Here is a 26157-nt window from a genome sequence, read left to right as displayed (position 1 = left end):
TTCACCTCAGCCTGCTCGACGCGAGAATGGACACCAGGTGCAGCAGGGTCTGGAGCAGCGCGATGCCCGCCAGCACGGCGGTGCCGAGCCGGGTGAAGAACAGGTCGCCGCGTACCTGGTCCACGATGGCCAGCACCAGGATCAGCAACGACGCCTCGATACCGAGGATCAGCCGGTGGAACTTGAGCGCGGCGGCGGCACGCCGGGCCAGTGCCATCCCGGAGGAACGCGGCTCGGCGGCCGACTCCTTCACCGGGGGCAGTCCGGTCTGGTGCCGGGCGACCCCGACGAGGTCGGTCTCCGCCTTGATCAGGATCGCGCCGAGCGCCGCCAGCGTGCCGAGGAACGCCCACAGCCAGTCGATACGGCCGCTGCCGAACAGGTCGGCGGCGCGCAGCCCGAGGCCGACCAGCACCGCCGCGTCGGTGAGGTAGGCACCGACCCGGTCGAGGTAGACGCCGCCCAGCGAGTACTGCTTGCGCCAGCGGGCGATCTCGCCGTCGACGCAGTCCAGCAGCAGATAGAGCTGGGTGGCGACGATGCCGAGCACGGCGCCCGTGATCCCCGGCACCAGCAGGGCCGGGGCGGCGAGCACACCGCAGACGGTCATCAGGTACGTGAGCTGGTTGGGCGAGATCCTGGTGTTCACCAGGTAGCGGTCGATGCGCAGGGACACCTCGCGCATGTAGAGGCGTCCCGCCCAGTGCTCACCGCTGCGCCGGTCCTTCACCCCCGCGGGGTGGACGACCGGACGGAGTTCAGCTACCGATGGCCTTGACATAGTCGGCGTAGATGTCCTTGATCTGGTCAGTCTTGAGGTCGAGGTGTTCGAGGATCGTGTAGCGGCCGGGCCGGGTCTCCGGGGCGAACTCCACGACGCGGACGAACTCGTCCACGGTGAAGCCGATGTCCTCGGCCAGCACCGGCAGCCCGTGGCGGCGCAGTACGCCGGCCATGTGCGCCGACTCCTCGTGCGCCCCGCGCAGGTACATGGCGAAGGCGGCGCCGAGGCCGCACTGCTCGCCGTGGCTGGCCGCGCGCTGCGGGAAGAGCAGGTCGAAGGCGTGGTTGATCTCGTGGCAGGCGCCCGAGGACGGCCGCGAGTCGCCGGAGACCGACATGGCGATGCCGGACAGCACCAGCGCCTCGGCGAGGACCTGGAGGAAGTCGTTGTCCTCGATCCCGCCGGGGTGCCGGAGCACGGCCTCGCCGGCCTGGCGGGCCATGGCGGCGGCGAGACCGTCGATCTTCTCGCCGTTGACCCGGTTGGCCAGCTCCCAGTCCGCGATGGCGGACACGTTGGACACCGCGTCGCCGATGCCGGAGCGCACGAAGCGCGTCGGGGCGGCCCGGATGACGTCCAGGTCGATCAGGACGGCGATCGGGTTGGGCACCCCGTAGGAGCCCCGGCCCGCGTCGTTGTCCAGCGTGGCGACCGGCGAGCACAGGCCGTCGTGCGCGAGGTTGGTCGGCACGGCGACCAGGGGCAGGCCGACCCGCGCCGCGGCGTACTTGGCGCAGTCGATGATCTTGCCGCCGCCTAGGCCGACCAGCGCGTCGAAGTGCCCGGCGCGGATGTCGTCCGCGAGGCGCACGGCGTCGTCGAGCGTGCCGCCGTCCACCTCGTACCAGGTGGCGCCCGGCAGCTGCGGGGCGACCCGCTCCTTCAGCTTGGCCCCGGAACCGCCGCTGACGGCGACGGCGAGGCGGCCGGAGTGCGAGATGCGCTCGTCGGCGAGGATGCTCGCCAGGTCGGCGAGAGCACCCGGGCGGATGTCGACGACGACCGGCGAGGGGATGAGCCGGGTCAGTACTGGCACGCGATCTCCCGTCCCTTGGCGAGGTCGTCGTGGTTGTCGATCTCGACCCAGGAGACGTCGCCGATGGGCTGGACGTCGATCTTGAAGCCCCGGTTCACCAGCTCCTGGTAACCGTCCTCGTAGTACAGCTGCGGGTCGCGCTCGAAGGTGGCGCGCAGCGCGTCGGCCAGCTCCTCGGCCGCGTCGCCCTCGATGAGGGTCACGCCGATGTACTCACCGGTCGCCTCGGCCGGGTCCATCAGCTTGGTGATCCTCTGGACGCCCTTGTCGGGGTCCACGACGACCTTCATCTCCTCGTCCGCCAGGGACTTCACGGTGTCCAGCGCGAGGATGATCCTCTTGCCGTCGCCACGGGCCGCGAGCAGGGTCTTCTCGACGGAGACCGGGTGCACGGTGTCGCCGTTGGCGAGGATCACGCCGTCCTTGAGGGCGTCCCGGCCGCACCACAGGGAGTAGGCGTTGTTCCACTCCTCGGCCTTGTCGTTGTCGATCAGCGTGATCTTCAGGCCGTACTTGGCCTCAAGAGCCGCCCGACGCTCGTACACGGCCTCCTTGCGGTAGCCGACGATGACGCCGACCTCGGTCAGGCCGACCTCGGCGAAGTTGCCGAGGGTGAGGTCGAGGACGGTGAGCGACTCCTCGTCGCCCTCCGGGCCCACCGGCACCAGCGCCTTGGGGAGGGTGTCGGTGTAGGGGCGCAGACGCCGTCCGGCGCCGGCCGCCAGCACAAGGCCGATCATGCGGTTTCTCCTTCGTCGTGGACGGCGGGCGCCCCAGCGGACACCCAGAAGCGGATGCTCTCCACGAGCACCAGCAGAGCGACGCACACGGCGATGACCGTGAGCGCGACGGTGAACTGGGAGGCGGTCAGCAGCGCGGCAAGCACGGTGACGAGCAGCGTGCGCCCCTCCTGCCCCCCGATGGCGCGCACCAGCCAGGCCGGCGGCGCTCCGGCGTCGCCGCGGATGCGGTACACCGTGTCGTAGTGATGGTAGGCGACCGCCGCGACCAGCCCGAACGCCGCCGGAAGGGCGCCGTGGACGTCGGCGCGGGCGGCCAGCGCGAGCACCGTGCCGTACTCGGCGGCGCGGAAGAACGGCGGGACGAGCCAGTCCAGCGAGCCCTTGAGCGGGCGGGCCGTGGCGAGCGCCGAGGTGAGGACGTAGACGAGCGCGCCCACCACCGGGAGCCAGCCGCCGAAGCCGGTCAGCGCCGAGCAGGCGACCACGGCGGCACCGCCGAGGAAGGCGACGGCCGGGACGGCGAGGCCGGGCAGGCCCCGCTTGAGCACGCGGCCGAGGGCCCCGCCGAGCGGGCCGGTGTCCGCGAGGTCGGCGAGCGCGCGGGCGGCGCGGTCGGTGCGGCGGGCCTTGCGGGTCAGCGAGCGCAGGACGCGGCCCGCCGTGGTGTACGTCGCCGCCAGCGCGCAGCCGATCAGCAGCACGTAGAAGGTGATGCGGGGGGTGGTGACCGCGGTGAGGACGGCGATCATGGCCCAGCGTTCGCCGATGGGCAGGACGATCATCCGGCGGACCCAGACCGTCCAGCCGACGCTGTCCAGCTTGTCGGAGAGGGCGGCGGTGGGGCTGGTGTTGGCGGTGGCGTCGTGGTTGGCCTCGTTGAAGGAGAAGTCCACGACGTGCCGGCAGGTCTGGAGGATCATCGCGCCGAGCGCGAGGGCCCACACGTCATCGCCGCCGCGGGCCGCGCCGAGCGCGAGTCCGGCGTAGTAGGCGTACTCCTTGGCCCGGTCGAAGGTGGCGTCGAGCCAGGCGCCGAGCGTGGAGTACTGCAGGGAGTAGCGGGCGAGCTGGCCGTCGGTGCAGTCCAGCACGAAGGAGGCGATCAGCAGCACGCCGGCCGCGACGAAGCCGGGGCGGGTGCCGGTGGCCGCGCAGCCCGCCGCTATCAGCGCGGTGAGCAGGGAGGCGGTGGTGACCTGGTTCGGGGTGAGACCCCGGCGGGCGCACCAGCGCGCGAGGTAGCGCGAGTAGGGGCTGATGCAGAAGGTGGTGAAGAAGCCGTCGCGGGACTTCACCGCCGACTTGAGGCGGACGTCCTCCTCGTCGACGGCGAGGACGGCCTGCCGGGCCTCGTTGCGGCCTTGCGGGTCGGCGGGGACGGCGGCGACCAGGCTGCCCAGCTCGGGGCGGTGCACCGGGGTGCCGCCCGCGTCGAGGGCGGTGACCAGGCGGTCGGGCAGGCTGTCCACGGCGACGGCGGTGCCGCCGCCGGTCTCGTCCTGGCCCTGCTCCTGCCCCTCCAGGGCCCGGCTCAGCGTCTGCCGGGCGCTGCCCTGGGCGGTGACGGCGCCGGGCACGGCGGCGAGCGGGAAGCGGGGGTCGGTGAGGCCGAGGCGCAGGGCGTGCGGGTGGCCGACGAAGCGGGCGTCGACCAGGGCCACGCGCCCGTCGGCGGGGGCGGCCGCGATCAGGTTCCGGGCCTCGGCGGTGTCGGCGGCCATGCGCACGTCGAAGCCGAGGGACCGCAGATCGCCTTCTAGGGACGATCCGGGGACCGGCTGACCGGTGACGATGGCGGTCGGCAACCGAATTCACTCCCTGGGTCCGGCGCGTCGGCGCCGTCGCTTGCGTGATGGGGGGCGCCCCTCGCCGGCGGCTCGCCGGGGCGGCATGTCGGCAGAGGCTATCGGATGGGCCGGTGTACCCGTTCACCGGGCGTTCAGGCCCGGTCCACCGGGGCCGCGCCCGCCTGTGCCGCGATCATCATCGGGGATCGGAGGGCCGGCCCACAAACCGCGTCCCGGCGGGCGGCGCGCGATCCGGGGATCATCCGGGCATCGGGGACGTCCGGCGGGGCGCGGCGTAGGGTCTGCGGGCATGACGTGGTTGATCACCGGCGGAGCCGGATACATCGGGGCCCACGTGGCGCGGGCCATGCACGGTGCCGGGGAGGACGTGGTCGTCCTGGACGACCTGTCGGCGGCGGTGCCCGAGCGGCTGCCCGGGGGCGTGCCGCTCGTCGAGGGCTCGACGCTGGACGGGGACCTGCTGAAGCGGGTCTTCGCCGACCACGGGATCACCGGTGTGGTGCATCTCGCGGCGCGCAAGCAGGTCGGGGAGTCGGTGGCGGAGCCCGTCCGCTACTACCGGGAGAACATCGGCGGCCTGGCGACCCTGCTGGACGCGATCGCGGACGCGGGCGTACGGCGCCTGGTCTTCTCCTCCTCGGCGGCCGTGTACGGCAACCCGGACGTGGACCTGATCACCGAGGACACCCCGTGCCTCCCGGTGAACCCCTACGGCGAGACCAAGCTGGCCGGTGAGTGGCTGGTCCGAGCGGCCGGGCGGGCGCACGGCATCTCCACGGTGTGCCTGCGCTACTTCAACGTGGCGGGCGCGGCCGCGCCGGAGCTGGCCGACACGGGGGTGTTCAACATCGTCCCGATGGTCTTCGACCGGCTCACCCGCGGCGAGGCGCCCCGGATCTTCGGCGCCGACTACCCGACGCCGGACGGCACCTGTGTCCGCGACTACATCCATGTGGCCGACCTCGCCGAGGCCCATCTCGCGGCGGCCCGGCGGCTCTCGAAGGACGCGCCGGCCGGTGATCTGACGCTGAACGTCGGCCGGGGCGAGGGGGTGTCGGTGCGCGAGCTGATCACGCTGATCGGCGAGGTCACCGGGGACCGGCGGGAGCCGGTGACCGAGGACCGCCGCCCGGGGGACGCGCCGCGCGCGGTCGCCTCCGCCGAGCGGGCGGCGGCCGAACTGGGCTGGCGGGCCCGGCTCGGAGTGCCGGAGATGGTCGCCTCGGCGTGGGCGGGCTGGCAGCGCCACCACGGCCTGTAGGGACACCGTACGGCTCTGACCTGCGGATCGTTTCCGCAGGTCAGAGCATATGACAACGGTGTTCAGTGCCGCGTTGCCCGGTGACCGTCGGCCGTTGTTCACTGTGAGCCGGTGCGTTCGTTTGCGAGCCGGCGCGCGGCGCTGAAGGGCGGTTCTCTCATGGGGGCAGGGCACGACCACGGGCATGCGCACAGCCATGTGCCGTCCACGGGTACGGCTGCGGCCGCGTACCGGGGCAGGCTGCGCGCGGCGCTGGGCATCACGCTCACCATCATGGTGGTCGAGATCATCGGCGGTCTGGTCGCGGACTCGCTGGCGCTGATCGCGGACGCCGCCCACATGGCGACCGACGCGGTGGGCCTGGTCATGGCGCTGCTGGCGATCCACTTCGCGGCCCGGCCGCCGAGCACCCACCGCACCTTCGGCTTCGCCCGCGCCGAGATCCTGGCCGCGCTCGCCAACTGTGTGCTGCTGCTCGGGGTGGGCGGCTATGTGCTGGTCGAGGCGGTGGAGCGGTTCCTGCGGCCGGCCGAGACGCACGGCGGGCTGATGGTGGTGTTCGGCGCGATCGGCCTGGTGGCGAACTCCGTCTCGCTCCTGCTGCTGATGCGCGGGCAGAAGGAGAGCCTCAATGTGCGCGGGGCCTTCCTGGAGGTCGCCGCGGACGCGCTGGGCTCGGTCGCGGTGATCATCTCCGCCGCCGTGATCCTGGCCACCGGCTGGCAGGCCGCTGACCCGATCGCCTCGCTGCTCATCGGGCTGATGATCGTACCGAGGACGCTGCGGCTGCTGCGCGAGACGCTGGACGTGCTCCTGGAGGCGGCGCCCAAGGACGTCGACATGACCGAGGTGCGGGCACACATCCTGGCGCTGGACGGTGTGGAGGACGTACATGACCTCCACGCCTGGACGATCACCTCGGGCATGCCTGTGCTCTCCGCACATGTGGTGGTGAGTACGGATGTGCTGAACGCCATCGGCCACGAGAAGATGCTGCACGAGCTGCAAGGGTGTCTGGGCGACCACTTCGACGTGGAGCACTGCACCTTCCAGCTGGAACCGGGCGGGCACGCGGAGCACGAGGCGCGGCTCTGTCACTGAGGTACTCGTACGGGTACAGGACATGCGGACGGGCCGCGAAGTGCCGGGAGTGCCGGTTTCGTACGGCAGACTTGGGGTGCGAAGACCGACGTGAAGGATGGGTATGCCGATCACACCAGCCACCGAGACGCACAGCTCGCCGAACGGCACCGCGGAGCCGATTCTGCTGGAACTCGTGGACGAGAACGGCGTGACGACCGGCACCGCGGAGAAGCTGGCCGCCCACCAGCCGCCGGGCCAACTGCACCGGGCGTTCTCGGTGTTCCTCTTCGACGAGCGCGGCCGGCTGCTGCTGCAGCAGCGGGCGCTCGGCAAGTACCACTCCCCCGGTGTCTGGTCCAACACCTGCTGCGGCCACCCCTACCCCGGTGAGGCGCCGTTCGCGGCGGCGGCCCGGCGCACCCACGAGGAGCTGGGGGTCTCGCCCTCGCTGCTGGCCCAGGCGGGCACCGTGCGCTACAACCACCCGGACCCGGCGTCGGGCCTGGTGGAGCAGGAGTACAACCACCTCTTCGTCGGCCTGGTGCAGCAGACGCTCGCGCCGGACCCGGAGGAGGTCGGCGGGACCGCCTTCGTGACGGCGGCCGAGCTGGCGGAGCGGCACGAGCGGGAGCCGTTCTCCGCGTGGTTCATGACGGTGCTGGACGCGGCGCGTCCGGCGATCAAGGAGCTGACGGGGTCTGCCGCGGGCTGGTAGGCCCCGGCGGGACCCTCATCCGGGCAGCGCGGGTTTGAGCGGCAGGGCGGCCCAGATCACCTTGCCGCCGCTCGCCGTGTGCTCCACGTCGACCGCGCCGCCCGCCTCGCGCGCCACCTCGCGCACCAGCAGCAGGCCCCGGCCGCCGGTCTGGCCGTGGTCGGCCTCCAGCGCGGTGGGCCGGTAGGGGTGGTTGTCCTCCACCGAGATCCGGACCCACTCGGCGCCGACGGCCACCTCGACCCCGAGCATCGGGGAGAGCAGCGCCGCGTGCTTGACCGCGTTCGTGACCAGCTCGGAGACGATCAGCAGCAGCCCGTCCACCACTTCGTCCGCGACCGGTACGCCCTGGCGCAGCAGCAGATCCCGTACGGCGTGCCGGGCCTGCGGGACCGAGGCGTCCACGGCGGGGGCGGTGAACCGCCACACTCCCTCGTACGGCAGGGGTCCGGGCGGGCGCTCGGCGCCCTCCGAGGGGCGCGGCACACCTCCGCGCCCGTGGTTGTCCATCGTCCGGTCGCCACCCTCGCGCTCGATTGTCACCACACGTCGAGTGTTGGTAACGCTGGGGTCCGCACCGGAGGACTGAACACAAGTCAGCGGGTATCGAACGGTTACGACCGCATCCGTACGGTGCGGTCGCGCCGATGACCGTATCTGTCGCCCCGGCGTCCGGTTCGAGAACTATTCAGGTTGTACGGGTTGGTCAAGTCTGTACGGGGCGCCGGGACGGCGGAGTCTCAGGCGGTGGTCCCTTCGCCCATCATGCCGACCACCCGGCGGCCCCCGTACCCGGCGGCGATCAGGCCGAGGCCGTCGAAGAGCAGGGCCAGCGAGAAGAAGCAGCCGATGACGTACTGGCTGCTGCCCGGCCAGCTGACCAGCACCAGGATGCCGAGCAGCAGGTCGAAGGCGCCGAGCAGCAGGGTCCAGCCGAACTGCGGGCCGCGCACGATCAGGCTGCCGGCCAGCCGGAACAGGCCGGCCGCGAGGAACAGCAGCGCGGCGAACATGGTCAGGGCGTCGGCGGCCGCGTGCGGCATCCGGATGACGACGATCCCGGCGGCGATGTTCAGCGCGGCCACGATGACACCGAGCCAGAAGAAGTTGGTGCCGCGCGCCTGCACCGCGTGCAGCAGGCCCACCACGCCGCCGATCAGCAGCAGCCAGCCGAAGAGGATCATCGAGGTCAGGGTGGCCACCCCGGTGTACACCAGGCCGACGATCCCGGCGATCACCAGGATCACCCCGAGCACCGCGAGCCAGCTGAAACTCCGGCTCAGTCCCCTCGCGCCCCTCGCCCCGGTCTTGCCGGATCTGGCCATCGCCGCCTCCTTGATCGCCCCTGTTTGCTGTTCTTCTCTCCTTTTGTCCCTCGGGTGGTGCGAGCTAACTCACCCGGCCGGGACCGGCGCCCGCGGATAGCATCCGCCGCATGGAGCCCGAGCTGTCGCACGAGGTCGCCGACCGCGTCGCCACCGTCGTCATCCGCCACCCGGCCAAGCGCAACGCCATGACGGCCGCGATGTGGCGGGCGCTGCCCCTGCTGCTGGCGGAACTGGCCGTCGATCCCGGGGTGCGCGCGCTGGTGCTCACCGGGGCGGGCGGGACCTTCTGCGCGGGCGCGGACATCTCCACGCTGCGGGGTTCGCCCACCGAGGCGCAGGGTCTCGCGGTGGCCGCCGAGGAGGCGCTGGCCGCGTTCCCCAAGCCGACGCTCGCCGCGGTCAAGGGGCACTGCGTGGGCGGCGGGGCCCAGCTCGCGGCCGCCTGCGATCTCCGGCTGGCCGAGGAGGGCGCGCTGTTCGGCGTCACCCCGGCGCGGCTCGGCATCGTCTACCCCGCCTCCTCCACCCGCCGTCTGGTGTCCCTGGTCGGCCCGGCCACCGCGAAGTACCTCCTGTTCTCGGCCGAGCTGATCGGCACCGACCGCGCGCTGCGCACCGGCCTGGTGGACGAGGTGCTGCCGGAGGGCGACCTGGACAAGCGCGTCGCCGCCCTCACCGCCACCCTGGCCACCCGCTCCCTCCTCACCCAGGCCGCCGCCAAGGAGTACGCCGACGGCCGCACCGGCCGCGACGCCCACTGGACCGCCCAGTCCCTCGCCTCCCCCGACACCGAGGAGGGCGTGACCGCCTTCCTGGAGCGCCGGGAACCCCGCTTCACCTGGGGCGTGCCTAAGACAGGATGAACCGGCTCCGCTCGCGCAGGGCGTCGACCAGGTGGGCGGGCGCCTTGTCCGGTGAACCGGCGTCGTAGGGCGGGTGCGGGTCGTACTCGTTGGCGAGCTGCACGGCCTGGGCGTACTCGTCGCCCGCGAGCCGGCCGAGCAGGGTGAGGCCCATGTCGATCCCGGCGGACACCACGGCGGCCGTGACGTACTTGCCGTCGGTCACCACGCGCTCCCTCACGGGTTCGGCGCCCAGGCGCGTCAGTTCCCCGACGGCCAGCCAGTGCGAGGTGGCGCGGCGGCCCTGAAGCAGTCCGGCGGCCCCCAGCAGCAGCGAGCCGGTGCACACCGAGGTGGTCCAGGTGCTGGTGGCGTCCACCTCGCGCAGCCAGTCCAGGAGCGGGCCGTGCTCCATCAGCGCGCTCTGGCCCGGCCCGCCCGGCACCACCAGCACGTCGGGGCTGGTCACCTCGGCCAGGGAACGGTCGGCGACCAGGGCGAGCTTGCCGGTGTCGGTGCGCACAGGCCCGGCCTGCTCGGCGACGAACACGGTCTCCGTGTCCGGTGTGCGGGCCAGCATCTCGTACGGTCCGACCGCGTCCAGGGCGGTGAAACGGTCGTAGAGGACGACGGCGATCTGCATGACGGTCCTTTCGACGGGTGCGCCGAGGTCAGCGCGGGAGCACGGGGTGGAAGCGGCGGCGGTACTCCGTCGCGGCGGTGCCGAGTGCCTTGACGAAGGCGCGGCGCATGGCTTCGGGGGTGCCGTAGCCGCTCGCGCGGGCGACCTTCTCGACCGAGGCGGAGGTGTCCTCCAGGAGCCTGCGGGCGTGCTCCAGCCCGACCCGGTCGACGTAGCGGCCCGGTGTGGTGCCGGTCTCGGCGGTGAAGGCGCGCGCGAAGTGGCGCGGGGAGAGCCTGGCGCGGATGGCGAGGGCGTCGACGGAGAGGTCGGCTTCGGGGTGCTCGGTGATCCAGCGCTGGACCTCCCGCAGCGGCTCGCGGGAGGCGGTCTGCGCGGCGAGCTGGGCGCTGAACTGCGCCTGGTTGCCGGGTCTGCGCAGGAAGACCACGAGGTGGCGGGCGACGGTGAGCGCGGTCTCCCGGTCCAGGTCCTCCTGCACCAGCGCCAGTGCCAGGTCGATGCCCGAGGTGACGCCGGCCGAGGTGGCCACATGTGCGTCGCGCACATAGATCGGCTCCGGTTCCACCGTGACGGCCGGGTGGTCGCGGGCCAGCCGGTCGCAGTACGCCCAGTGTGTGGTGGCGCGGCGGCCGTCGAGCAGTCCGGCGGCGGCGAGCAGGAGGGCGCCGGTGCACACGGAGACCAGGCGCGTCGCTCCCGGTGCGCGGGCGCGCAGCCACTCCACGAGCGCCGGATCCGGACGGCGGGTGCCCGCACCGCCGGGAACCAGCAGGGCGTGCGGGTCGGGTGCGGAGGTGAGTGCCAGATCGGGTACCAGCATCAGGCCGCTGGAGGTGCGCACCGGGCCGCACGGTGCGCGGGGGCTTCGGCATACGGACAATTCTTCGGCGGGCCCCGGCGTGGCCGCAATGACGGACACCCCACCTTTCCTGCCACCCGTGTCCGCCGACCGATCCGCCGGCCGGAACCAGCTGTGAGATCGGCCGGACGCATCCGGCGTACGGAAACAGTGCCGGGGTACCCGGGGCGGACCGGGCAACCCCGCCGGGTGGATTGGAGTTCTCTCATGTTCCGTGCCATCGCCGATGTGCTGCGCCAGATAGGCGGGGCGATCGCCACTGTCGTCACCCTGCCGTTCCGGGCGCTCGCCCGACTGTTCGGCGGGGCCTCCAGCGGCCGGGCCTGACACGGGGCGCCCGGTGCGCCCTGTCGTCCGCATCTCCGCGCCACCTGCCACAATTGCCGCGCAACGTTCGGCGTCAGAAGGCGGTACGGGATCGTGACGACACCCCTCACAGGGTCCATCGAAAGCAGGATCGCCGGGGAACTCGGCGTACGGGAGCGGCAGGTGAAGGCCGCGGTGGAGCTGCTGGACGGCGGTTCGACGGTGCCCTTCATCGCCCGCTACCGCAAGGAGGCGACCGAACTCCTGGACGACGCGCAGCTGCGTACCCTCGAGGAGCGGCTGCGGTATCTGCGCGAGCTGGAGGAGCGCCGGAGCGCGATCCTGGAGTCGGTGCGCGAGCAGGGCAAGCTCACCGGCGAGTTGGAGGAGCGCATCCGGGGTGCCGAGACCAAGGCGCGCCTGGAGGACATCTACCTGCCGTACAAGCCGAAGCGGCGCACCAAGGCGCAGATCGCGCGGGAGGCCGGGCTGGAGCCGCTGGCCGAGGGGCTGCTGAGCGATCCGTCGGTGGAACCGGCGGCCGCCGCGGCCGCGTTCGTGGACGCGGACAAGGGCGTCGCGGACGCGCAGGCCGCGCTGGAGGGCGCGCGGGCGATCCTGACGGAGCGGTTCTCCGAGGACGCCGACCTGATCGGTGAGCTGCGCGAGCGGATGTGGACGCGCGGCCGGCTGGCCGCCAAGGTGCGGGCCGGCAAGGAGGAGGCGGGCGCCAAGTTCGCCGACTACTTCGACTTCACCGAGCCGTTCACCGCGCTTCCCTCGCACCGCGTTCTGGCGATGCTGCGCGGCGAGAAGGAGGAGGTCCTCGACCTCGTCCTGGAGCCGGAGGAGCCCACGGAGGGCAGGTCCTCGTACGAGGGCATCGTCGCGAACCGGTTCGGCATCGCGGACCGGGGCCGGCCCGGTGACAAGTGGCTTGGCGACACGGTCCGTTGGGCCTGGCGCACCCGGCTGCTGGTGCACCTCGGCATCGACCTCAGGCTGCGGCTGCGTACGGCCGCCGAGGACGAGGCGGTGGACGTGTTCGCCGCCAACCTGCGCGACCTGCTGCTGGCCGCCCCGGCCGGCACCCGTGCCACGCTGGGCCTGGACCCCGGTTTCCGTACCGGGGTGAAGGTCGCCGTGGTCGACGCGACCGGCAAGGCCGTCGCCACCGATGTGATCCACCCGCACGTGCCCGCCAACAAGTGGGACGAGGCGATCGCCAAGCTGGCCCGGCTGGCCAAGGAGTACACGGTCGACCTGGTCGCCATCGGCAACGGCACCGCCTCCCGCGAGACCGACAAGCTGGCCACCGAACTCATCGCCAAGCACCCGGAGTTGAACCTCACCAAGGTGATGGTCTCCGAGGCGGGCGCGTCGGTGTACTCGGCGTCGGAGTACGCCTCGCGTGAACTGCCCGGCATGGACGTGTCGTTGCGCGGCGCGGTCTCCATCGCCCGGCGTCTGCAGGACCCGCTGGCCGAGCTGGTGAAGATCGACCCGAAGTCGATCGGAGTCGGCCAGTACCAGCACGACCTCTCCGAGGTGAAGCTGTCCCGCTCGCTGGACGCGGTGGTCGAGGACTGTGTGAACGGCGTCGGCGTGGACGTCAACACCGCGTCCGTGCCGCTGCTTTCGCGGGTGTCCGGCATCTCCGCCACGCTGGCGGAGAACATCGTGACGCACCGCGACGAGAACGGCCCGTTCACCTCGCGCGCGCAGCTGAAGAAGGTGTCCCGGCTGGGCCCGAAGGCGTACGAGCAGTGTGCGGGCTTCCTGCGCATCCGGGGCGGCACCGACCCGCTGGACTCCTCCAGCGTGCACCCGGAGGCGTACCCGGTGGTGCGCCGGATGGTGAAGACCACGGGGCAGGATGTGGCCTCGCTGGTCGGCAACACCGGTGTGCTGCGCTCGCTGCGGGCCGACGACTTCGTGGACGACACCTTCGGTCTGCCGACCGTGTCCGACATCCTGAAGGAGCTGGAGAAGCCGGGGCGCGACCCCCGTCCGGCGTTCAGGACGGCCACCTTCAAGGAGGGCGTGGAGAAGATCTCCGACCTGTCCGCCGGGATGGTGCTGGAGGGCGTGGTGACGAACGTGGCCGCCTTCGGCGCGTTCGTGGACATCGGCGTCCACCAGGACGGCCTGGTGCATGTGTCCGCGATGTCGAAGACGTTCGTCAAGGACCCGCGCGACGTCGCCAAGCCGGGTGACATCGTCAAGGTGAAGGTCCTGGACGTGGACATCCCGCGCAAGCGGATCGCGCTGACGCTGCGGCTGGACGACGAGGCGGCCCCGCAGGAGCGCGGCGGCGCGCGCCCGCCCAAGCAGCGCCAGGGCCAGGGCGGTCAGGGCCAGAGCGGTCAGGGCCGGCGCCAAGGCGGTCAGGGCGGCCAGGGCCGTGGGAACGGCGGCGGCAAGGACCGGGGCGGCCGCCCCGCCCCCGCGCCGGCCAACAGCGCCATGGCGGACGCGCTGCGCCGCGCCGGTCTGGTCGACCCGAAGAAGGGCCGCCGCTGACCCCTGCCCCGCTTCCGGCCCGGCGTCGACGCCGGGCCGGAAGCGGGGTTCAGCGTTCGGTCACCTTGCCGTCCGCGACCTCCAGGCGGCGGGTCACCTTGATCGCGTCCAGCATCCGCCGGTCGTGGGTGACCAGCAGGAGCGTGCCCTCGTAGGCGTCGAGCGCCGACTCCAGCTGCTCGATGGCGGGCAGGTCGAGGTGGTTGGTCGGCTCGTCCAGCACCAGCAGGTTGACGCCCCGGCCCTGGAGCAGGGCGAGGGCGGCACGGGTGCGCTCGCCCGGCGAGAGGGACGCGGCGGGGCGCAGTACGTGGTCGGACTTGAGCCCGAACTTGGCCAGCAGGGTGCGTACTTCGACCGGCTCGGTGTCCGGGACGGCGGCCTGGAAGGCGTCGAGCAGCGACTCGGAGCCGTGGAACAGCTTGCGGGCCTGGTCGACCTCGCCGACCAGCACCCCGGAGCCCAGCGTGGCGTCACCGGAGTCCAGCGGGACCCGGCCGAGCAGCGCGCCCAGCAGGGTGGACTTGCCCGCGCCGTTGGCCCCGGTGACCGCGATCCGGTCGGCCCAGTCGATCTGGAGCGAGACCGGGCCGAAGGTGAAGTCACCGCGCCGGACCTCGGCGTCCCGCAGCGTCGCCACCACGGCGCCGGAGCGCGGGGCGGCGGCGATCTCCATGCGCAGCTCCCACTCCTTGCGCGGCTCCTCCACCACGTCCAGGCGCTCGATCATGCGCTGGGTCTGCCGGGCCTTGGCGGCCTGCTTCTCGCTGGACTCGCTGCGGAACTTGCGGCCGACCTTGTCGTTGTCGCCGCCCGCCTTGCGCCGGGCGTTCTTGACGCCCTTGTCCATCCAGGAGCGCTGGGTCTGCGCCCGGTCCTGGAGGGCGGCGCGCCTGTCGGCGTACTCCTCGTAGTCGTCGCGGGCGTGCCTGCGGGCCACGTCCCGCTCCTCCAGATAGGCCGCGTAGCCGCCGCCGTAGAGGTTGATCTGCCCCTGGGCCAGGTCGAGTTCGAGGACCTTGGTGACGGTGCGGGTGAGGAACTCGCGGTCGTGGCTGACGACGACGGTGCCCGCGCGCAGGCAGCCGACGAAGCGCTCCAGCCGCTCCAGGCCGTCGAGGTCGAGGTCGTTGGTGGGCTCGTCCAGCAGGAAGACGTCGTAGCGGGAGAGCAGCAGGGAGGCGAGTCCGGCGCGGGCGGCCTGGCCGCCGGACAGGGAGGTCATGGGCCGGTCCAGGCCGACGGCGAGACCGAGGGTGCCGGTCACGTCCTGGGCACGTTCCTCCAGGTCGGCGCCGCCCAGGCCAAGCCAGCGGTCCAGCGCGGTGGCGTACGCGTCGTCGGCGCCGGGCGCGCCGTCGACCAGGGCCTGGGTGGCCTCGTCCATGGTGCGCTGGGCCTCGGCGACGCCGGTGCGGCGGGCCAGGAACCCGCCCACGGTCTCGCCCTCCCTGCGCTCCGGCTCCTGCGGGAGGTGGCCGACGGTCGCGGTCGGCGGGGAGAGCCGCAGCTCGCCCTCCTCGGGCGCGGTGAGCCCGGCGAGGAGCCTGAGCAGCGTGGACTTGCCCGCGCCGTTGGCGCCGACCAGCCCGATCACGTCCCCGGGGGCGACGACGAGGTCGAGCCCGGTGAAGAGGGAGCGGTCGCCGTGGCCGGCGGCGAGGTTCTTGGCGACGAGGGTGGCAGTCATCAGGACGCCGATTTTAGTCGCGGGCCGACGTGCCCCGGACCGCAGTCACCAGCACCCCGCCGGAGGTGCGGGCCACGAGGTACGCCTCGCCCCTGACGGTCCTCGGGTCCAGCGGCAGCCGGTGGTGCCCGGGACCGAGCACGGCGTCCAGCACGGTACGGGCCTGGGTGCGGCGGAGCCGGTCGACCCGGTACGCGGTGAGCTGGACGCGGCCCGGCGCGCTCACCTCGACCTCGGCGGCGTCCGGGGTCGCGGTCAGCGCGGTGAGGCGGCGGCGCTCTCCCGGGGCCCGGTCGAGGGCCTGTTGGAGCTGGGCGACGAGGACCGGGAGGACCGGGGCGGGCGCGTCCACGAGGGCGGTACCGGTCCGCGCGAACGTCTCGCGCAGGGCCTCCCGTTGAGCCCCCGAGACGGTCAATGCGGCTCCGTACGAGCGGAGTTCCTCGTCGGGGACGTCGGTGGCGTCCGGGGCGATGTCGGCGCCGATGCCGATCCCGCGCAGCGCGGCCGCGAGCTTGGCGAGGAGGCCGACGCGGGGGCCGATGAGCAGTACCCGGTGCGACGGGCCGGCGGGGGTGCCGTCCAACAGGGCGGTGAGGGCGGCACGGTAGGCCGGGCCGTGGAAGCGATAGGGGCCGGTGCCGTGGTAGCCGTCGCGGTCGAGGTCGACGTGTTCGCCGGTCTGCCAGGCGAAGTCCCGCCAGCGGTAGTCGTCGCCGTCCCGCTCGATGACGACGGTGACGGCACCGCACCCCAGGTCGGCGCACTCCGGGCAGCCGTAGAGCACGAACCGGCCGCCGGGCAGCGGGGGTTCGTCCTCCAGCAGCAGGGCGCGCACCTGGGCGTCGAGCACGGCGGGCGGGAGGTCGGAGGCGAGCGGCGACACGGCGTCGAGGTCGGCGAGCCGGAACAGCAGCGGGCTGCCGTCGACGACGAAGTCCACGAAGTCGCGGTGGACCTGGTAACCGCCGTCGGCGAGCACGGCGCCGACGCGGGTCGCCGGTTCCAGTCCGAAGGTGGCGTAGACGGGTGACATGAGATGAGTATTCCCGCGTACGGCACGGGCAGCGGTCCGCACAGGCGCTCGCCTCCCCGCCCCGGCCCGCCCGGGACCGGCCCCCTCCGGCGGGCGGGCGTACGCGTGGTCGAGGGCGTACGGGCCGTACCGCCGCTTACCTCTCCGGCTCTCCCCACTCCCCGACGACCACCTCGTCCCCCACGGACACCTTGCCGGGGCGCAGCACGGCGTACTTGGCGCCGAAGACGACCCCGCCCCGGTCCGCGCGGCGGTAGCCGGCGAGGGTGCGCAGGGGCTCGGGGCCGGAGCGGGCGGCGGTGTCCTGGTCGACCATGGTGACGGCGCAGCGGACGGCGAGCTTGGTGTAGCCGAGTTCGGCCGAGCCGAGGGTGAGGTGGTGGGCGCGGTCCTCGGTGTGCGGCTCGGGCCAGCCGTCGACGACGATGTTGGGGCGGAAGCGGTTCATCGGCAGCGGCTCCGCGCCGCGTTCCCCGAGCTTCCGGTTCAGCAGGGCGAGCGTGGCGCGGGAGATGAGGTGCACGGCGGAACTGTCGGCGTACCCGGAGGTGCCCGGTGTGCGGCCGTCGGTCACCCGGTCGTGGTCGGGCGGTACCCGCACCAGCCGGCTGGGTGCGCCGAGCACCGAGGAGAGCCAGCCGGCCACCGTGTCACCCTGGTCGATCCCCCGGTAGGCGGTGCCGAACAGCTCGACGGCCCGGGCGGCGCCGGACGCGTCGACATCAATGGTGAGCGGCTCGAAGTCGTCCGCGTGGAACGTGAGTCGAGCGCCGTCGTGGGTGACGCCCGGCCGGATCAGGGTCAGCCGGGGGTCGCGCCGCTGGGTACGGAACACGCCCTCCTCGCTGACCACCATGAAGCTGCGGTCGTGCGCGAGCCCGGCGGGCGTCAGCCGCGCCTGGTCGACGGGTACGCCGGCGCAGCCCTTGACGGGGTAGTACGTCAGCTCGGTGACGACTGGCATGAGCACTCCGACCGACCGGTGACCTGGGCGAGGGTGCCATCGTCGCACCCTCGCCCGGTCCGGTGTCTACCTCTGCCGGCCCCCGGCGCAGCCGTCGCCGTGGCCGGTGAGGCAGCGCGGGGTGCCGACGACGGTGAGGGTGCGCCCGGCGGGCGGTGCGGTGGTGGCGCGGTCCAGGGCGGCCGGGCCGCCGGTGAGCGGGAGCCGGGCGGTGGTGCGGGCGAGGTCCAGGGTGAGGGTGGGGCGGGTGGAGGGCGGTTCGATGAGGTCCTTGTCGGTGCCCGCGACGACCAGGGCCAGCCGGTGGCCCTTGGGGACGACGTGGTCGGTGGCGGCGAGGTCGAGGGTCATCGTGTAGGCGCGGCCGGGGGTGAGCGGGACGCCCTTGGCGAGCGAGGCGTGGTGGCCGAGGTCGGCCCAGCCCCGGCTGACGACGGTGGCGCCCACGGCGGCCGTCTTCGCGGCGGTCGCCTTGAAGCAGGCGCTGTCCCCGGCCGTGCTCTCCCCGAAGCAGGTGCGGTCGGTGAGGGTGGTGATGCCCTCGCCGCCGTCGGCGTAGTCGCGGATGGTGTCCGGGCCGAGGTCGACCAGGACGGCGGACAGGTGGGCCGAGGCGGTGCTCGGGGTGACGGTGACGGTCACCCGGGAGGAGCCGGAGATCCGCAGCGGGCCGGTGAGGGCCGGGGTGATGAAGGCGGCCTTGTCGGGCGTGGACCTGGTGAGGTCGGCCGCCCAGTCGGTATCGCTCCGGCTCGGGTCGTCGGTTAAGGTCTCGGTGCCGGGGGCGCGGTGGAGGCCCAGGGCGCCGACGCCGGGCGCGCTGCCACGGGCCGGGTACAGCGTGGTGGTCCGGGTGTCGCGCGGGGGCCAGACGGCGGAGGTGGTCCACCGGTCGGGGTGGCGCTCGATGTCGGCCATGGGCTCGCGGTCGATGCCGTTGTCGTAGCCGAGAAGCTCGTGGTCGAACCAGCGGTGCAGGGTGTCGACCCAGGCGGCGCGCCGGTAGTCGAAGGGGTCGACGTGGCCGGTCTGGGAGAGCCAGATCTTGCGCTCCACGCCGTGCTTCGCCAGCGCGTCCCACCACTGTCCGAAATGCTTGGTGCGGACGTTGAGGTCCTGCATGCCGTGCACCAGGAAGACGCTGGCGCGGACCTTCCCGGCGTCCTTCACGTAGTCCCGCTCGGTCCACAGCCGGGTCCAGTCGCCGGATTCGGGGCTGCCGTCGGCGAGCTTCTTCTGCACGGCCGCGCAGTGGACGCCCTCGCGCTCCACGTACCCGGCGAGGTCGTCGGGGCCGCCGTCGTAGAGCTGGGCGCCCTGGGCGAAGTAGTAGTCGTACCAGGAGGAGATGCCGCTGATCGGGACGATGGTCTTGAGGTTCTTGACGCCGGTGGCGGCGACGCCGTTGGCGATGGTGGCGTCCCAGCTCTTGCCGATCATGCCGGTGGCGCCGGTGGTCCAGCTCGCCTTGACCCGGGTCCCTCCGGTGCGGCTGGTGTAGGCGCGGGCCCGGCCGCCGAGCCAGTCCACGACGGCCTTGGCGGAGCCGATGTCGGAGCGGCCGCCGACGTCCACGCAGCCGTCGCTCCGGTTGGTGCCGGCCAGGTCGACCCCGACGAACGCGTAGCCGCGCGGCACGAAGTAGTTGTCGTAGAAGAGCGGCATCTGCACGACGTGGCCTTGCGCGTCGTACGTCTTGAGCTGGCTCTCGTTGCCGCGTCCGCAGCAGGAGTAGTAGGGGCTGGCGTCCATGATGACGGGCACCTTGCGGCCCGCGCGGGCGGGTTCGGAGGGGCGGACGATGTCGGCGGCGACGCGGTCGGTGCGGCCGTCGCCGTCCTCGTCCAGGCCGGTGTCCACCCAGACGGACTCACGGACGGCGTCGGCGTACGAGTAGACGGGCCTGCTCTCGCGCGGTGCCGCCTGGGCGGCGGTCGGGGCGAGCAGGACGGCCGTCAGCGCACCGACGGCCAGGACCGCGAGGGTTCTCCAGAGCGAGCGAATCGGCATGGGCGGACGCTACCTCCGGCAACTCCCGTACAGAAGAGGGCCTTTCGGTGGTCACCGGGACGCGTGACGGCTGAATGGCGATCGTGTGACAGCAGCGGTCGTGGACACGCCAGGAGCGGCCGGGACTGAATAGGCTCCGAACAGACTTCCTGTCCAGAAGACTTGGAGCTGACGTGCACCGCAGAATCCTCGCGCCGGGCGCCCTGGCCGCGGCCTCCCTCCTGCTGGCGATCCCGGCATCGGCCGCGTCGTCCGCCCCCGGCGCCCCGGGCATCGGCGACCCCTACTACCCGCAGTACGGCAATGGCGGCTACGACGTCTCGCACTACGACCTGAGGCTCCAGTACCAGCCGAAGACGGACGAGCTGCAGGGCACCGCGACCATCCTGGCCAAGGCCACGCAGGACCTGTCCAGCTTCGACCTGGACTTCCTGCTGGACGTCAGCGAGGTGCGGGTGGGCGGCGTCAAGGCCGCGTTCACCAGGTCCGGCGAGCACGAGCTGGTGGTCACGCCGAAGACCCCGCTGGCCAAGGGCACGCAGGTCACCGTGGTCGTCCGCTACAGCGGGGTGCCGTCCACGAAGAGCGCGTACGGCTTCAACACCTGGCACCGCACCCCGGACGGCGCCGTCGCGGCGGACGAACCCGAGGCGGCCTGGTGGTGGTTCCCGAGCAACGACCACCCCAGCGACAAGGCCACCTACGACGTGTCGGTGGCGGTGCCGGACGGCACCCAGGCGATCTCCAACGGCACGCTGGCGTCGACCAGTTCGAAGCTGGGCTGGACCCGTTACAACTGGCGCCAGGACAAGCCGCAGGCGACCTATCTGGCCACCCTCGCGCTCGGCCGGTTCGACATCACCACGTCCACCTCCGAGGGCGGGGTGCCGGTCGTCAACGCGTACAGCAAGGACCTCGGCGCGAACGACGGCGCGGCGCGGGCCAGCGTGGAACGCACCGGTGAGCTGGTGGACTGGCTGAGCGGCTATTTCGGGCCGTATCCGTTCTCCTCGGCGGGCGGGTACGTCCCGAACACCACCACCGGGTACGCGCTGGAGACCCAGACCCGCGTCTACTACAGCCCCAAGCAGTTCGCGGCCGGCTCCAACACCTCGGTGGTCGTGCACGAGCTGGCCCACCAGTGGTACGGCGACGACGTGTCGCTCAAGGGCTGGAAGGACATCTGGATCAACGAGGGCTTCGCCCGGTACGCGCAGTGGCTCTGGTCCGAGCACGAGGGCGAGGGCACCACGCGCGAGCTGGCGGACTACGTGTACGCCTCGCACCCGGCGGACGACCCGTTCTGGACCGTCAAGCCCGGTGACCCGGGCCCGGACGCGCAGTTCGACCTCGCGGTCTACGACCGGGGCGCGCTGGCCGTGCAGGCGCTGCGCGAGAAGATCGGCGACGACGCCTTCTTCGCCCTGCTGAAGGGCTGGCCGAAGGAGCACGCCTACGGCAACGCCTCGGTGGCCGACTTCCAGAAGTACGCCGAGCAGGTGTCCGGCAAGCCGCTGGCCGCGCTCTTCGACACCTGGCTGTTCCAGCCGTCCAAGCCGGAGGCGCGGGGCTCGGCCTCGTCGGCCCGGTCACTGACGGCGAAGGCCGCCCAGCCGAAGTCGTGGAAGAAGATCGAGGCGACGAACGACGTGCACGCGCACTGAGCCTCGTCCTAGGCCTAGGCCGTGACGGCGCCCTCTCCGAGGAGGCCGTCGCGGCCTATCGCGTCCGTGCGGGTGGCCGGGACGGTGCAGGCGTACGCGCCCGCCGCCGCGCCGTAGCGGGCGCAGCGCTCGGGTGTCTCCCCGGCGAGGCGGCCGTAGAGGAAGGCGGCGGCGAAGGCGTCGCCCGCGCCGTTGGAGTCGACCACCGGGGCGGGCGGGGTCATGGGCGGGACGTGGGTCAGCTCGCCGTCGGCCAGCAGATACGCGCCCTCGGCGCCCGCCGTGGCGACGACGATCCGGGCCCGGCCGCGCTCCGCTGTCCGGCGCATGGTGCGCTCGGGGTCGGTGAGGGCGGTGGCGGAGAGGAAGACCACGTCGGCGGCGAGGGCGTACGGCTCGTGGTACGGGTTCTCGCCGTCCCAGTCGTGCAGGTCGGTGGAAAGGGGCACGCCCGTCTCCCGGAGCAGGGGCAGGGCCTCGGCGCAGGGCTGGGTGATGGTCACGTGGACGTGCCGGGCGGCCTTGGCGAGGGGGCGCAGCACATCGTCGGGGAAGCGGTCGCCGGGGCGGGCGCGGCTGGTGTCGTACAGGGAGAGGCGGCGGCCGTCGGGGCCGACCAGATTGACGGCGCGCTTGGTGCCGGCGGGCTGGGGCAGCGCGGTCAGGGCGATGCCGCGCTCCCGGTGCAGGGCCCGCACGAGGTCGCCCTCGGGGTCGTCGCCGATCAGGTCGAGGTGGTGCACGTCGAGGCCCAGCGCGGCCAGGCCCAGCGCGACGAAGTCACCGGTCTGCCCGGCGCGGGTGTGCACACCGGTGTCGACGGGATAACTGTCGGCAAAGGGCAATGGCAGCTCGGGCACCCGGACGATGGTGTCCACCCCGGCTCCGCCCAGCACCAGCACGTCGGTCATGCGCCGCCCTCCCCGTGGTCGTACACGGTCACCGGGATGCCCCGGCCCAGCAGCCGCCCGCGCACGAGCGGCTCCACGCGCGGCCACTCGCCGCCCGCCAGACCGCAGCCTATGCGGGGCATGTGCACGGAGGCACCGAGTTCGATCACTTGGTCGGCGAGCCGTCCGAGCGCGGTGTCGATCGCCTCGTACCGCACCGGGACGCCCTTGCCGCGCACCCTGATGCCGTGCTGGCCGATCATGTTGGCCACCCACAGGCGCGGGCCCACCTCGACGAGCTGGACGGCGCCCAGACCGAAGTCGTTCGCCGCGCGGCCCCGGTACCAGGCCCGGTAGGCCGCCTCCGGCTCCGGCCAGCGCGCGGACAGCGCGGAGACGAAGCCCCTCCCCCAGCCGCCGATGTCGTTGCAGACATGGGCGATCACCTTGGGGCCCTCCGCACACGGAACGGTGGCGTCATCCCGGATGTAAAGGATCTCCGACATGACGCCACCGTAGGGGCAGCCACTGACAGTGGCCCCGAGCTGCTACTTCGTGAGGTCGGTCAGCTCCCGGTCCGTGTTCGCGGTGACCCGGCGGCGGACGCCGAACCAGCCGGCGACCAGCAGGACGGCGATCAGCGGGATCAGGTAGAGGGTGCGGCGGCCGACCTCGGGGTCGTTCCACATCATGCCGAGACAGACCAGCAGGAAGGCGATCGTGACGATCTCGGTGACCGGGCTGAACTTGAGCTGGAAGTGCGGCCGGGTGACCTGGCCCTCGCGGGCACGGCGGACGAAGATCATGTGGCAGACCATGATGATCACCCAGGTGCTGATGATGCCGAGCGAGGCCACGTTCAGCACGATCTCGAACGCCTGGCTGGGCACGAGGTAGTTCAGGCCGACGCCGAGCACGCAGACCGCGCAGGTCAGCAGGATGCCGCCGTAGGGGACCTGGCTGCGGTTCATCCGGGCGGTGAACTTCGGCGCGGAACCGGCCGTCGCCATGGAGCGCAGGATGCGGCCGGTGGAGTACAGGCCGGAGTTCAGCGAGGACATGGCGGCGGTGAGCACCACGAGGTTCATCACGTCGCCGGCCGCCGGGATGCCGACCTTGGACAGGACGGTCACGAAGGGGCTCTGGTCGGCGGAGTACACCGAGCCGGGCAGCAGCAGGGCGAGCAGCACGACGGAGCCGACGTAGAACACGCCGACGCGCCACATGATCGAGTTCACCGCGCGCGGGACGACCTTCTCCGGCTCGGCGGTCTCACCGGCGGCGACGCCGACCAGTTCGAGCGCGGCGTACGCGAAGATCACGCCCTGCATCACCAGGACGACCGGCATCATGCCGTGCGGGAAGATCCCGCCGTGGTCGGTGATGAGGCTGACGCCCGGCTGGTGACCGCCCACGTCGTGCTGGGTGGCCAGCAGGAAGATGCCGATGAGCATGAAGCCCACCAGGGTGGCGACCTTGATGATCGCGAACCAGAACTCCATCTCGCCGAAGATCTTCACCGAGATCAGGTTCACGGCGAGCACCACGGCCAGCGCGACGAGTGCCAGCACCCACTGCGGTATGGACGTGAACATGCTCCAGTAGTGCGTGTAGAGCGCGATCGCGGTGATGTCGGCGATGCCGGTCGTCGACCAGTTCAGGAAGTACATCCAGCCGGCGACATAGGCGCCCTTCTCACCGAGGAACTCGCGCGCGTACGACACGAAGGACCCGGAGGACGGGCGGTACAGGACCAGCTCGCCCAGCGCCCGCACCACGAAGAAGGCGAAGACTCCGCAGACCAGATAGGCCAGGGCGAGCGCGGGGCCCGCGTTGTGCAGGCGGCCGCCCGCTCCTAGGAACAGGCCGGTGCCGATGGCGCCGCCGATGGCGATCATGTTGATGTGGCGGGCCTTGAGGTCCTTGCTGTAACCGGCGTCGCCCGCGTCCGCGGGCGTCTGGGCCGCTTGCGTGGTGGCAGCGGCCGGGGCCGAGTCAACGGCGTCCTTGCTCACGGGTCGTTCCACTCTCTGGTACTCCCGGACCACGAGGGGCCGGTTCCTTACAGGGCGGCCCGCGCCGCACGATCATGTCGCGGTACAGACCAAGGCAGCAGCTTCCCAGAGAGATCACCCGATATGCGGTGGTCCACGTCACAGAGCGGCACTTCTCACATGACCTTCGCGGGTTTCACACTCCTGCTGCGACAGCGATACTGCTGCGATGACGACCGAGGCCGAGGACCCCACCCTCACCATCGACGAGCTGGCCGCGCGGTCCGGCGTCACCGTGCGCACGGTGCGTTTCTACGGCACCCGCGGTCTGCTCCCGCCGCCGGAGATCGGCCCCCGGCGGGTCGGCCGGTACGGCAGTGCGCACCTGTCCCGGCTGGCGCTGATCGAGGAGCTGCGGCTCCAGGGCATGACGCTGGCGGCGATCGAGCGGTACATCAACCGGCTCCCGGCCGGCCTCACCGCCCAGGATCTCGCGGTGCACCGGGCGGTCGTCTCCTCCTGGGCCCCGGAGGCGGTGGAGACGGTCGGCCGCGCCGAGCTGGACCGCCGCGCGGGGCGCCGGCTGACCGAGGAGGACGTACGGCGGCTGGCGGCGATGGACGTGCTGGCCGCCGAGGGGGACGACTGGCGGGTGGACACCGGCCTGCTGCGGCTCGCCGTGCAGCTCCTCGACCTCCCCTTCTCCCAGGAGGTCATCCTCGCCGCCCGCACCACCCTCCTCGACCACTCCCGCGCCGCCGCCCGCGAACTCTCCTCCCTCCTGCGCGACGCGGTCCCCGAACACACCCCGAAGGACGTCCGCACCCTCTCCGCCCACATGCAGCCCCTGGTCATCCAGGCCCTCCTGACCACGTTCCAGCGGTCGCTGCGACAAGAGGTGCGGGAGTGGCTGGGGGACGACGAGGAGCACACCTCGGAGGACTAGGGGGTGTCTTGTCGATCAGGCCGGATCAGGGAGCGGCGTCTGGTGCCGTGCATCGCAAGGCGGAGGAGGGAGTCGATGCGGAGCATCGGGGACCGACGACAACGCGGCGAGGTGCGGTGCCAGGCGTCGCGAGCCCGGCGTGATCGACAAGACACCCCCTAGGGGGTGTCCGGAAAGTCGTTGAGCCAGAGGCGGAGGCAGGCAAGGGTGACCATGGCCCGGTAGTGAATGGCTCGTTTGTCGTAGCGTGTGGCCAGGGCCCGGTTCTGCTTGAGGCGGCTGAAGCAGCGCTCGATGACGTTGCGCCGCCGGTAAGCGGCTTTGTCGAGGCGGCAGCGGCTCTCGCCGCGGCGGATGCGTCCGTTGATCTGGTCGATGCGTTCCGGGATCGCTGCCGCGATGCCGCGTCGTCGCAGGTAGGCGCGGATCTTGCGGGCCGAGTAGCCTTTGTCCGCGACGACGCGGCCGGGCCGGGTGCGCGGCCGGCCCGGCCCAGGACGCGCGATCTTGATCTGGTCCATGACCGGCTCGAGCTGAGTGCAGTCGTTCACGTTCCCGCCCGTCAGCGTGAACGCCAGGGGCCGGCCCAGGCCGTCGCAGGCCAGGTGGATCTTGCTGGTCAGGCCGCCCCGCGACCGGCCGAGCGCCTCGCCTTCCCAGGGCCCCCTTTTCGGGCCCCGGCGGCGTGCTGATGGGCCCGGACCGTGGTCGAGTCCACGCACACAACCGTCCAGTCGACCCGCCCGACGGCGTCGGAGTGCTGCTGGACGTGGGCCAGCAGACGGTCCCACGTGCCGTCGGCGGACCAGTTCCGGAACCGTTCGTAGACCGTCTTCCAGGGCCCGTACCGCTCGGGCAGGTCACGCCAGGCAGCCCCGGTGGACAGCTTCCACAAGATCCCGTTCACCACCTGCCGCCGGTCCCGACCAGGCCTGCCCATCCGACCCGGCGCCAGCAACGGAGCGATCAACGCCCACGACTCATCGGTCAGTTCATGCCTACGCACCACGAACGGACCAACGAGCCACC

At 72.3% G+C, this 26157-nt stretch carries 23 protein-coding genes and 1 pseudogene; 8 read left to right on the top strand and 16 right to left on the bottom strand.

Annotated elements, in window-relative coordinates; genetic code table 11:
* Position 1 precedes the first annotated feature (1 nt).
* From D0Z67_RS24775 to D0Z67_RS24760, 4 genes are read right to left on the bottom strand one after another with little or no spacing between them, the layout of a single operon-like run.
* Positions 2–781: a CDP-alcohol phosphatidyltransferase family protein gene (locus tag D0Z67_RS24775; RefSeq protein WP_078873695.1), complete on the bottom strand. Its 780-nt coding sequence runs from the start codon at positions 779–781 to the stop codon at positions 2–4.
* The gene (locus D0Z67_RS24770) at positions 759–1820 is read right to left on the bottom strand and encodes an iron-containing alcohol dehydrogenase family protein (RefSeq protein WP_031183885.1); all 1062 of its coding nucleotides are present in this window, start codon (positions 1818–1820) and stop codon (positions 759–761) included. The genes D0Z67_RS24775 and D0Z67_RS24770 overlap by 23 nt, the downstream gene beginning before the upstream one ends.
* A complete protein-coding gene (locus tag D0Z67_RS24765; protein WP_131589707.1) occupies positions 1808–2560 on the bottom strand; it encodes a phosphocholine cytidylyltransferase family protein in 753 nt (250 codons plus the stop codon). The genes D0Z67_RS24770 and D0Z67_RS24765 overlap by 13 nt, the downstream gene beginning before the upstream one ends.
* Positions 2557–4368 (bottom strand): DUF5941 domain-containing protein, encoded by a 1812-nt coding sequence (locus D0Z67_RS24760; RefSeq protein ID WP_031183812.1) that lies wholly within the window; start codon positions 4366–4368, stop codon positions 2557–2559. Before D0Z67_RS24760 ends, D0Z67_RS24765 begins: the two co-directional genes overlap by 4 nt.
* Before the next feature lie 292 nt (positions 4369–4660).
* Between D0Z67_RS24760 and galE the strand changes: the two genes are divergently transcribed.
* The 3 genes from galE to idi all read left to right on the top strand — a co-directional run bounded on the left by galE (position 4661) and on the right by idi (position 7430).
* Positions 4661–5632 (top strand): UDP-glucose 4-epimerase GalE, encoded by a 972-nt coding sequence (gene galE, locus D0Z67_RS24755; RefSeq protein ID WP_031183813.1) that lies wholly within the window; start codon positions 4661–4663, stop codon positions 5630–5632.
* A gap of 159 nt (positions 5633–5791) precedes the next feature.
* Positions 5792–6733, top strand: coding sequence for a cation diffusion facilitator family transporter (locus D0Z67_RS24750; protein ID WP_031183814.1), 942 nt, complete (start codon positions 5792–5794; stop codon positions 6731–6733).
* 103 nt (positions 6734–6836) lie between these two features.
* Complete coding sequence (gene idi / locus D0Z67_RS24745; protein WP_031183815.1) at positions 6837–7430, top strand: isopentenyl-diphosphate Delta-isomerase; 594 nt, start codon at positions 6837–6839, stop codon at positions 7428–7430.
* 15 nt (positions 7431–7445) lie between these two features.
* On the opposite strand, the gene D0Z67_RS24740 is transcribed toward idi, so the two are convergent.
* Entirely contained in the window at positions 7446–7940 is a 495-nt protein-coding gene (locus D0Z67_RS24740) for an ATP-binding protein (RefSeq protein WP_031183816.1), read from the bottom strand.
* A gap of 230 nt (positions 7941–8170) precedes the next feature.
* On the bottom strand, positions 8171–8755 hold the full coding sequence (locus D0Z67_RS24735; RefSeq protein WP_031183817.1) for an HdeD family acid-resistance protein: 585 nt from the start codon (positions 8753–8755) through the stop codon (positions 8171–8173).
* Between the two features lie 110 nt (positions 8756–8865).
* On the opposite strand from D0Z67_RS24735, the gene D0Z67_RS24730 reads away from it, so the two are divergent.
* Positions 8866–9621, top strand: a complete 756-nt coding sequence (locus D0Z67_RS24730) for an enoyl-CoA hydratase/isomerase family protein (RefSeq protein WP_031183818.1) — start codon at positions 8866–8868, stop codon at positions 9619–9621.
* On the opposite strand, the gene D0Z67_RS24725 is transcribed toward D0Z67_RS24730, so the two are convergent.
* Both D0Z67_RS24725 and D0Z67_RS24720 read right to left on the bottom strand, forming a co-directional pair.
* Positions 9608–10243: a DJ-1/PfpI family protein gene (locus D0Z67_RS24725; RefSeq protein WP_031183819.1), complete on the bottom strand. Its 636-nt coding sequence runs from the start codon at positions 10241–10243 to the stop codon at positions 9608–9610. The two genes, D0Z67_RS24730 and D0Z67_RS24725, sit on opposite strands and share 14 nt — an antisense overlap.
* 28 nt (positions 10244–10271) lie before the next feature.
* Positions 10272–11165: a GlxA family transcriptional regulator gene (locus tag D0Z67_RS24720; RefSeq protein WP_078873677.1), complete on the bottom strand. Its 894-nt coding sequence runs from the start codon at positions 11163–11165 to the stop codon at positions 10272–10274.
* A 147-nt stretch (positions 11166–11312) separates the two neighbouring features.
* On the opposite strand from D0Z67_RS24720, the gene D0Z67_RS30445 reads away from it, so the two are divergent.
* A complete protein-coding gene (locus D0Z67_RS30445; protein ID WP_254641675.1) occupies positions 11313–11432 on the top strand; it encodes an LPFR motif small protein in 120 nt (39 codons plus the stop codon).
* Positions 11433–11525: 93 nt separating this feature from the next.
* Positions 11526–13934, top strand: coding sequence for a Tex family protein (locus D0Z67_RS24715; RefSeq protein ID WP_031183821.1), 2409 nt, complete (start codon positions 11526–11528; stop codon positions 13932–13934).
* 49 nt (positions 13935–13983) lie between these two features.
* Here D0Z67_RS24715 and D0Z67_RS24710 read toward each other — a convergent pair whose 3' ends face one another.
* From D0Z67_RS24710 to D0Z67_RS24695, 4 genes are all read right to left on the bottom strand, one after another.
* Positions 13984–15624 (bottom strand): ABC-F family ATP-binding cassette domain-containing protein, encoded by a 1641-nt coding sequence (locus tag D0Z67_RS24710; RefSeq protein ID WP_031183822.1) that lies wholly within the window; start codon positions 15622–15624, stop codon positions 13984–13986.
* A 13-nt stretch (positions 15625–15637) separates the two neighbouring features.
* On the bottom strand, positions 15638–16660 hold the full coding sequence (locus D0Z67_RS24705; protein ID WP_031183823.1) for a hypothetical protein: 1023 nt from the start codon (positions 16658–16660) through the stop codon (positions 15638–15640).
* A gap of 136 nt (positions 16661–16796) precedes the next feature.
* Positions 16797–17624 carry an MOSC domain-containing protein gene (locus D0Z67_RS24700; protein ID WP_031183824.1) on the bottom strand — a complete coding sequence of 276 codons (828 nt, stop codon included), beginning with the start codon at positions 17622–17624 and terminating at the stop codon, positions 16797–16799.
* Positions 17625–17690: 66 nt separating this feature from the next.
* The gene (locus D0Z67_RS24695) at positions 17691–19634 is read right to left on the bottom strand and encodes a Xaa-Pro dipeptidyl-peptidase (RefSeq protein ID WP_031183825.1); all 1944 of its coding nucleotides are present in this window, start codon (positions 19632–19634) and stop codon (positions 17691–17693) included.
* Positions 19635–19807: 173 nt separating this feature from the next.
* Between D0Z67_RS24695 and D0Z67_RS24690 the strand changes: the two genes are divergently transcribed.
* A complete protein-coding gene (locus D0Z67_RS24690) occupies positions 19808–21298 on the top strand; it encodes a M1 family metallopeptidase (protein WP_031183826.1) in 1491 nt (496 codons plus the stop codon).
* 14 nt (positions 21299–21312) lie between these two features.
* Here D0Z67_RS24690 and D0Z67_RS24685 read toward each other — a convergent pair whose 3' ends face one another.
* From D0Z67_RS24685 to D0Z67_RS24675, 3 genes are read right to left on the bottom strand one after another with little or no spacing between them, the layout of a single operon-like run.
* Positions 21313–22209, bottom strand: coding sequence for a PfkB family carbohydrate kinase (locus tag D0Z67_RS24685; protein ID WP_031183827.1), 897 nt, complete (start codon positions 22207–22209; stop codon positions 21313–21315).
* On the bottom strand, positions 22206–22694 hold the full coding sequence (locus D0Z67_RS24680; RefSeq protein WP_031183828.1) for a macro domain-containing protein: 489 nt from the start codon (positions 22692–22694) through the stop codon (positions 22206–22208). Before D0Z67_RS24680 ends, D0Z67_RS24685 begins: the two co-directional genes overlap by 4 nt.
* Positions 22695–22736: 42 nt before the next feature.
* Positions 22737–24203 carry an amino acid permease gene (locus D0Z67_RS24675; protein WP_031183829.1) on the bottom strand — a complete coding sequence of 489 codons (1467 nt, stop codon included), beginning with the start codon at positions 24201–24203 and terminating at the stop codon, positions 22737–22739.
* 208 nt (positions 24204–24411) lie between these two features.
* On the opposite strand from D0Z67_RS24675, the gene D0Z67_RS24670 reads away from it, so the two are divergent.
* Positions 24412–25128, top strand: a complete 717-nt coding sequence (locus tag D0Z67_RS24670; RefSeq protein ID WP_031183830.1) for a MerR family transcriptional regulator — start codon at positions 24412–24414, stop codon at positions 25126–25128.
* A gap of 158 nt (positions 25129–25286) precedes the next feature.
* On the opposite strand, the pseudogene D0Z67_RS24660 reads toward D0Z67_RS24670, so the two are convergent.
* Positions 25287–26068, bottom strand: a pseudogene (locus tag D0Z67_RS24660) (IS5 family transposase).
* Positions 26069–26157 lie beyond the last annotated feature (89 nt).

The organism is Streptomyces seoulensis (assembly GCF_004328625.1).
Taxonomy (GTDB): domain Bacteria; phylum Actinomycetota; class Actinomycetes; order Streptomycetales; family Streptomycetaceae; genus Streptomyces; species Streptomyces seoulensis.
The sequence above is the reverse complement of the archived record's forward strand: the minus strand, read 5'-3'. Positions and strand labels throughout refer to the sequence as shown.

Bases quoted from the DNA above. Each gene is read 5' to 3' on its own strand.
- D0Z67_RS24775 (WP_078873695.1), bottom strand. From the start codon at position 781: ATGTCAAGGCCATCGGTAGCTGAACTCCGTCCGGTCGTCCACCCCGCG.
- D0Z67_RS24765 (WP_131589707.1), bottom strand. From the start codon at position 2,560: ATGATCGGCCTTGTGCTGGCGGCCGGCGCCGGACGGCGTCTGCGCCCC.
- galE (WP_031183813.1), top strand. From the start codon at position 4,661: ATGACGTGGTTGATCACCGGCGGAGCCGGATACATCGGGGCCCACGTG.
- D0Z67_RS24750 (WP_031183814.1), top strand. From the start codon at position 5,792: ATGGGGGCAGGGCACGACCACGGGCATGCGCACAGCCATGTGCCGTCC.
- idi (WP_031183815.1), top strand. From the start codon at position 6,837: ATGCCGATCACACCAGCCACCGAGACGCACAGCTCGCCGAACGGCACC.
- D0Z67_RS24740 (WP_031183816.1), bottom strand. From the start codon at position 7,940: ATGGACAACCACGGGCGCGGAGGTGTGCCGCGCCCCTCGGAGGGCGCC.
- D0Z67_RS24735 (WP_031183817.1), bottom strand. From the start codon at position 8,755: ATGGCCAGATCCGGCAAGACCGGGGCGAGGGGCGCGAGGGGACTGAGC.
- D0Z67_RS24730 (WP_031183818.1), top strand. From the start codon at position 8,866: ATGGAGCCCGAGCTGTCGCACGAGGTCGCCGACCGCGTCGCCACCGTC.
- D0Z67_RS24725 (WP_031183819.1), bottom strand. From the start codon at position 10,243: ATGCAGATCGCCGTCGTCCTCTACGACCGTTTCACCGCCCTGGACGCG.
- D0Z67_RS30445 (WP_254641675.1), top strand. From the start codon at position 11,313: ATGTTCCGTGCCATCGCCGATGTGCTGCGCCAGATAGGCGGGGCGATC.
- D0Z67_RS24710 (WP_031183822.1), bottom strand. From the start codon at position 15,624: ATGACTGCCACCCTCGTCGCCAAGAACCTCGCCGCCGGCCACGGCGAC.
- D0Z67_RS24705 (WP_031183823.1), bottom strand. From the start codon at position 16,660: ATGTCACCCGTCTACGCCACCTTCGGACTGGAACCGGCGACCCGCGTC.
- D0Z67_RS24700 (WP_031183824.1), bottom strand. From the start codon at position 17,624: ATGCCAGTCGTCACCGAGCTGACGTACTACCCCGTCAAGGGCTGCGCC.
- D0Z67_RS24695 (WP_031183825.1), bottom strand. From the start codon at position 19,634: ATGCCGATTCGCTCGCTCTGGAGAACCCTCGCGGTCCTGGCCGTCGGT.
- D0Z67_RS24685 (WP_031183827.1), bottom strand. From the start codon at position 22,209: ATGACCGACGTGCTGGTGCTGGGCGGAGCCGGGGTGGACACCATCGTC.
- D0Z67_RS24680 (WP_031183828.1), bottom strand. From the start codon at position 22,694: ATGTCGGAGATCCTTTACATCCGGGATGACGCCACCGTTCCGTGTGCG.
- D0Z67_RS24670 (WP_031183830.1), top strand. From the start codon at position 24,412: ATGACGACCGAGGCCGAGGACCCCACCCTCACCATCGACGAGCTGGCC.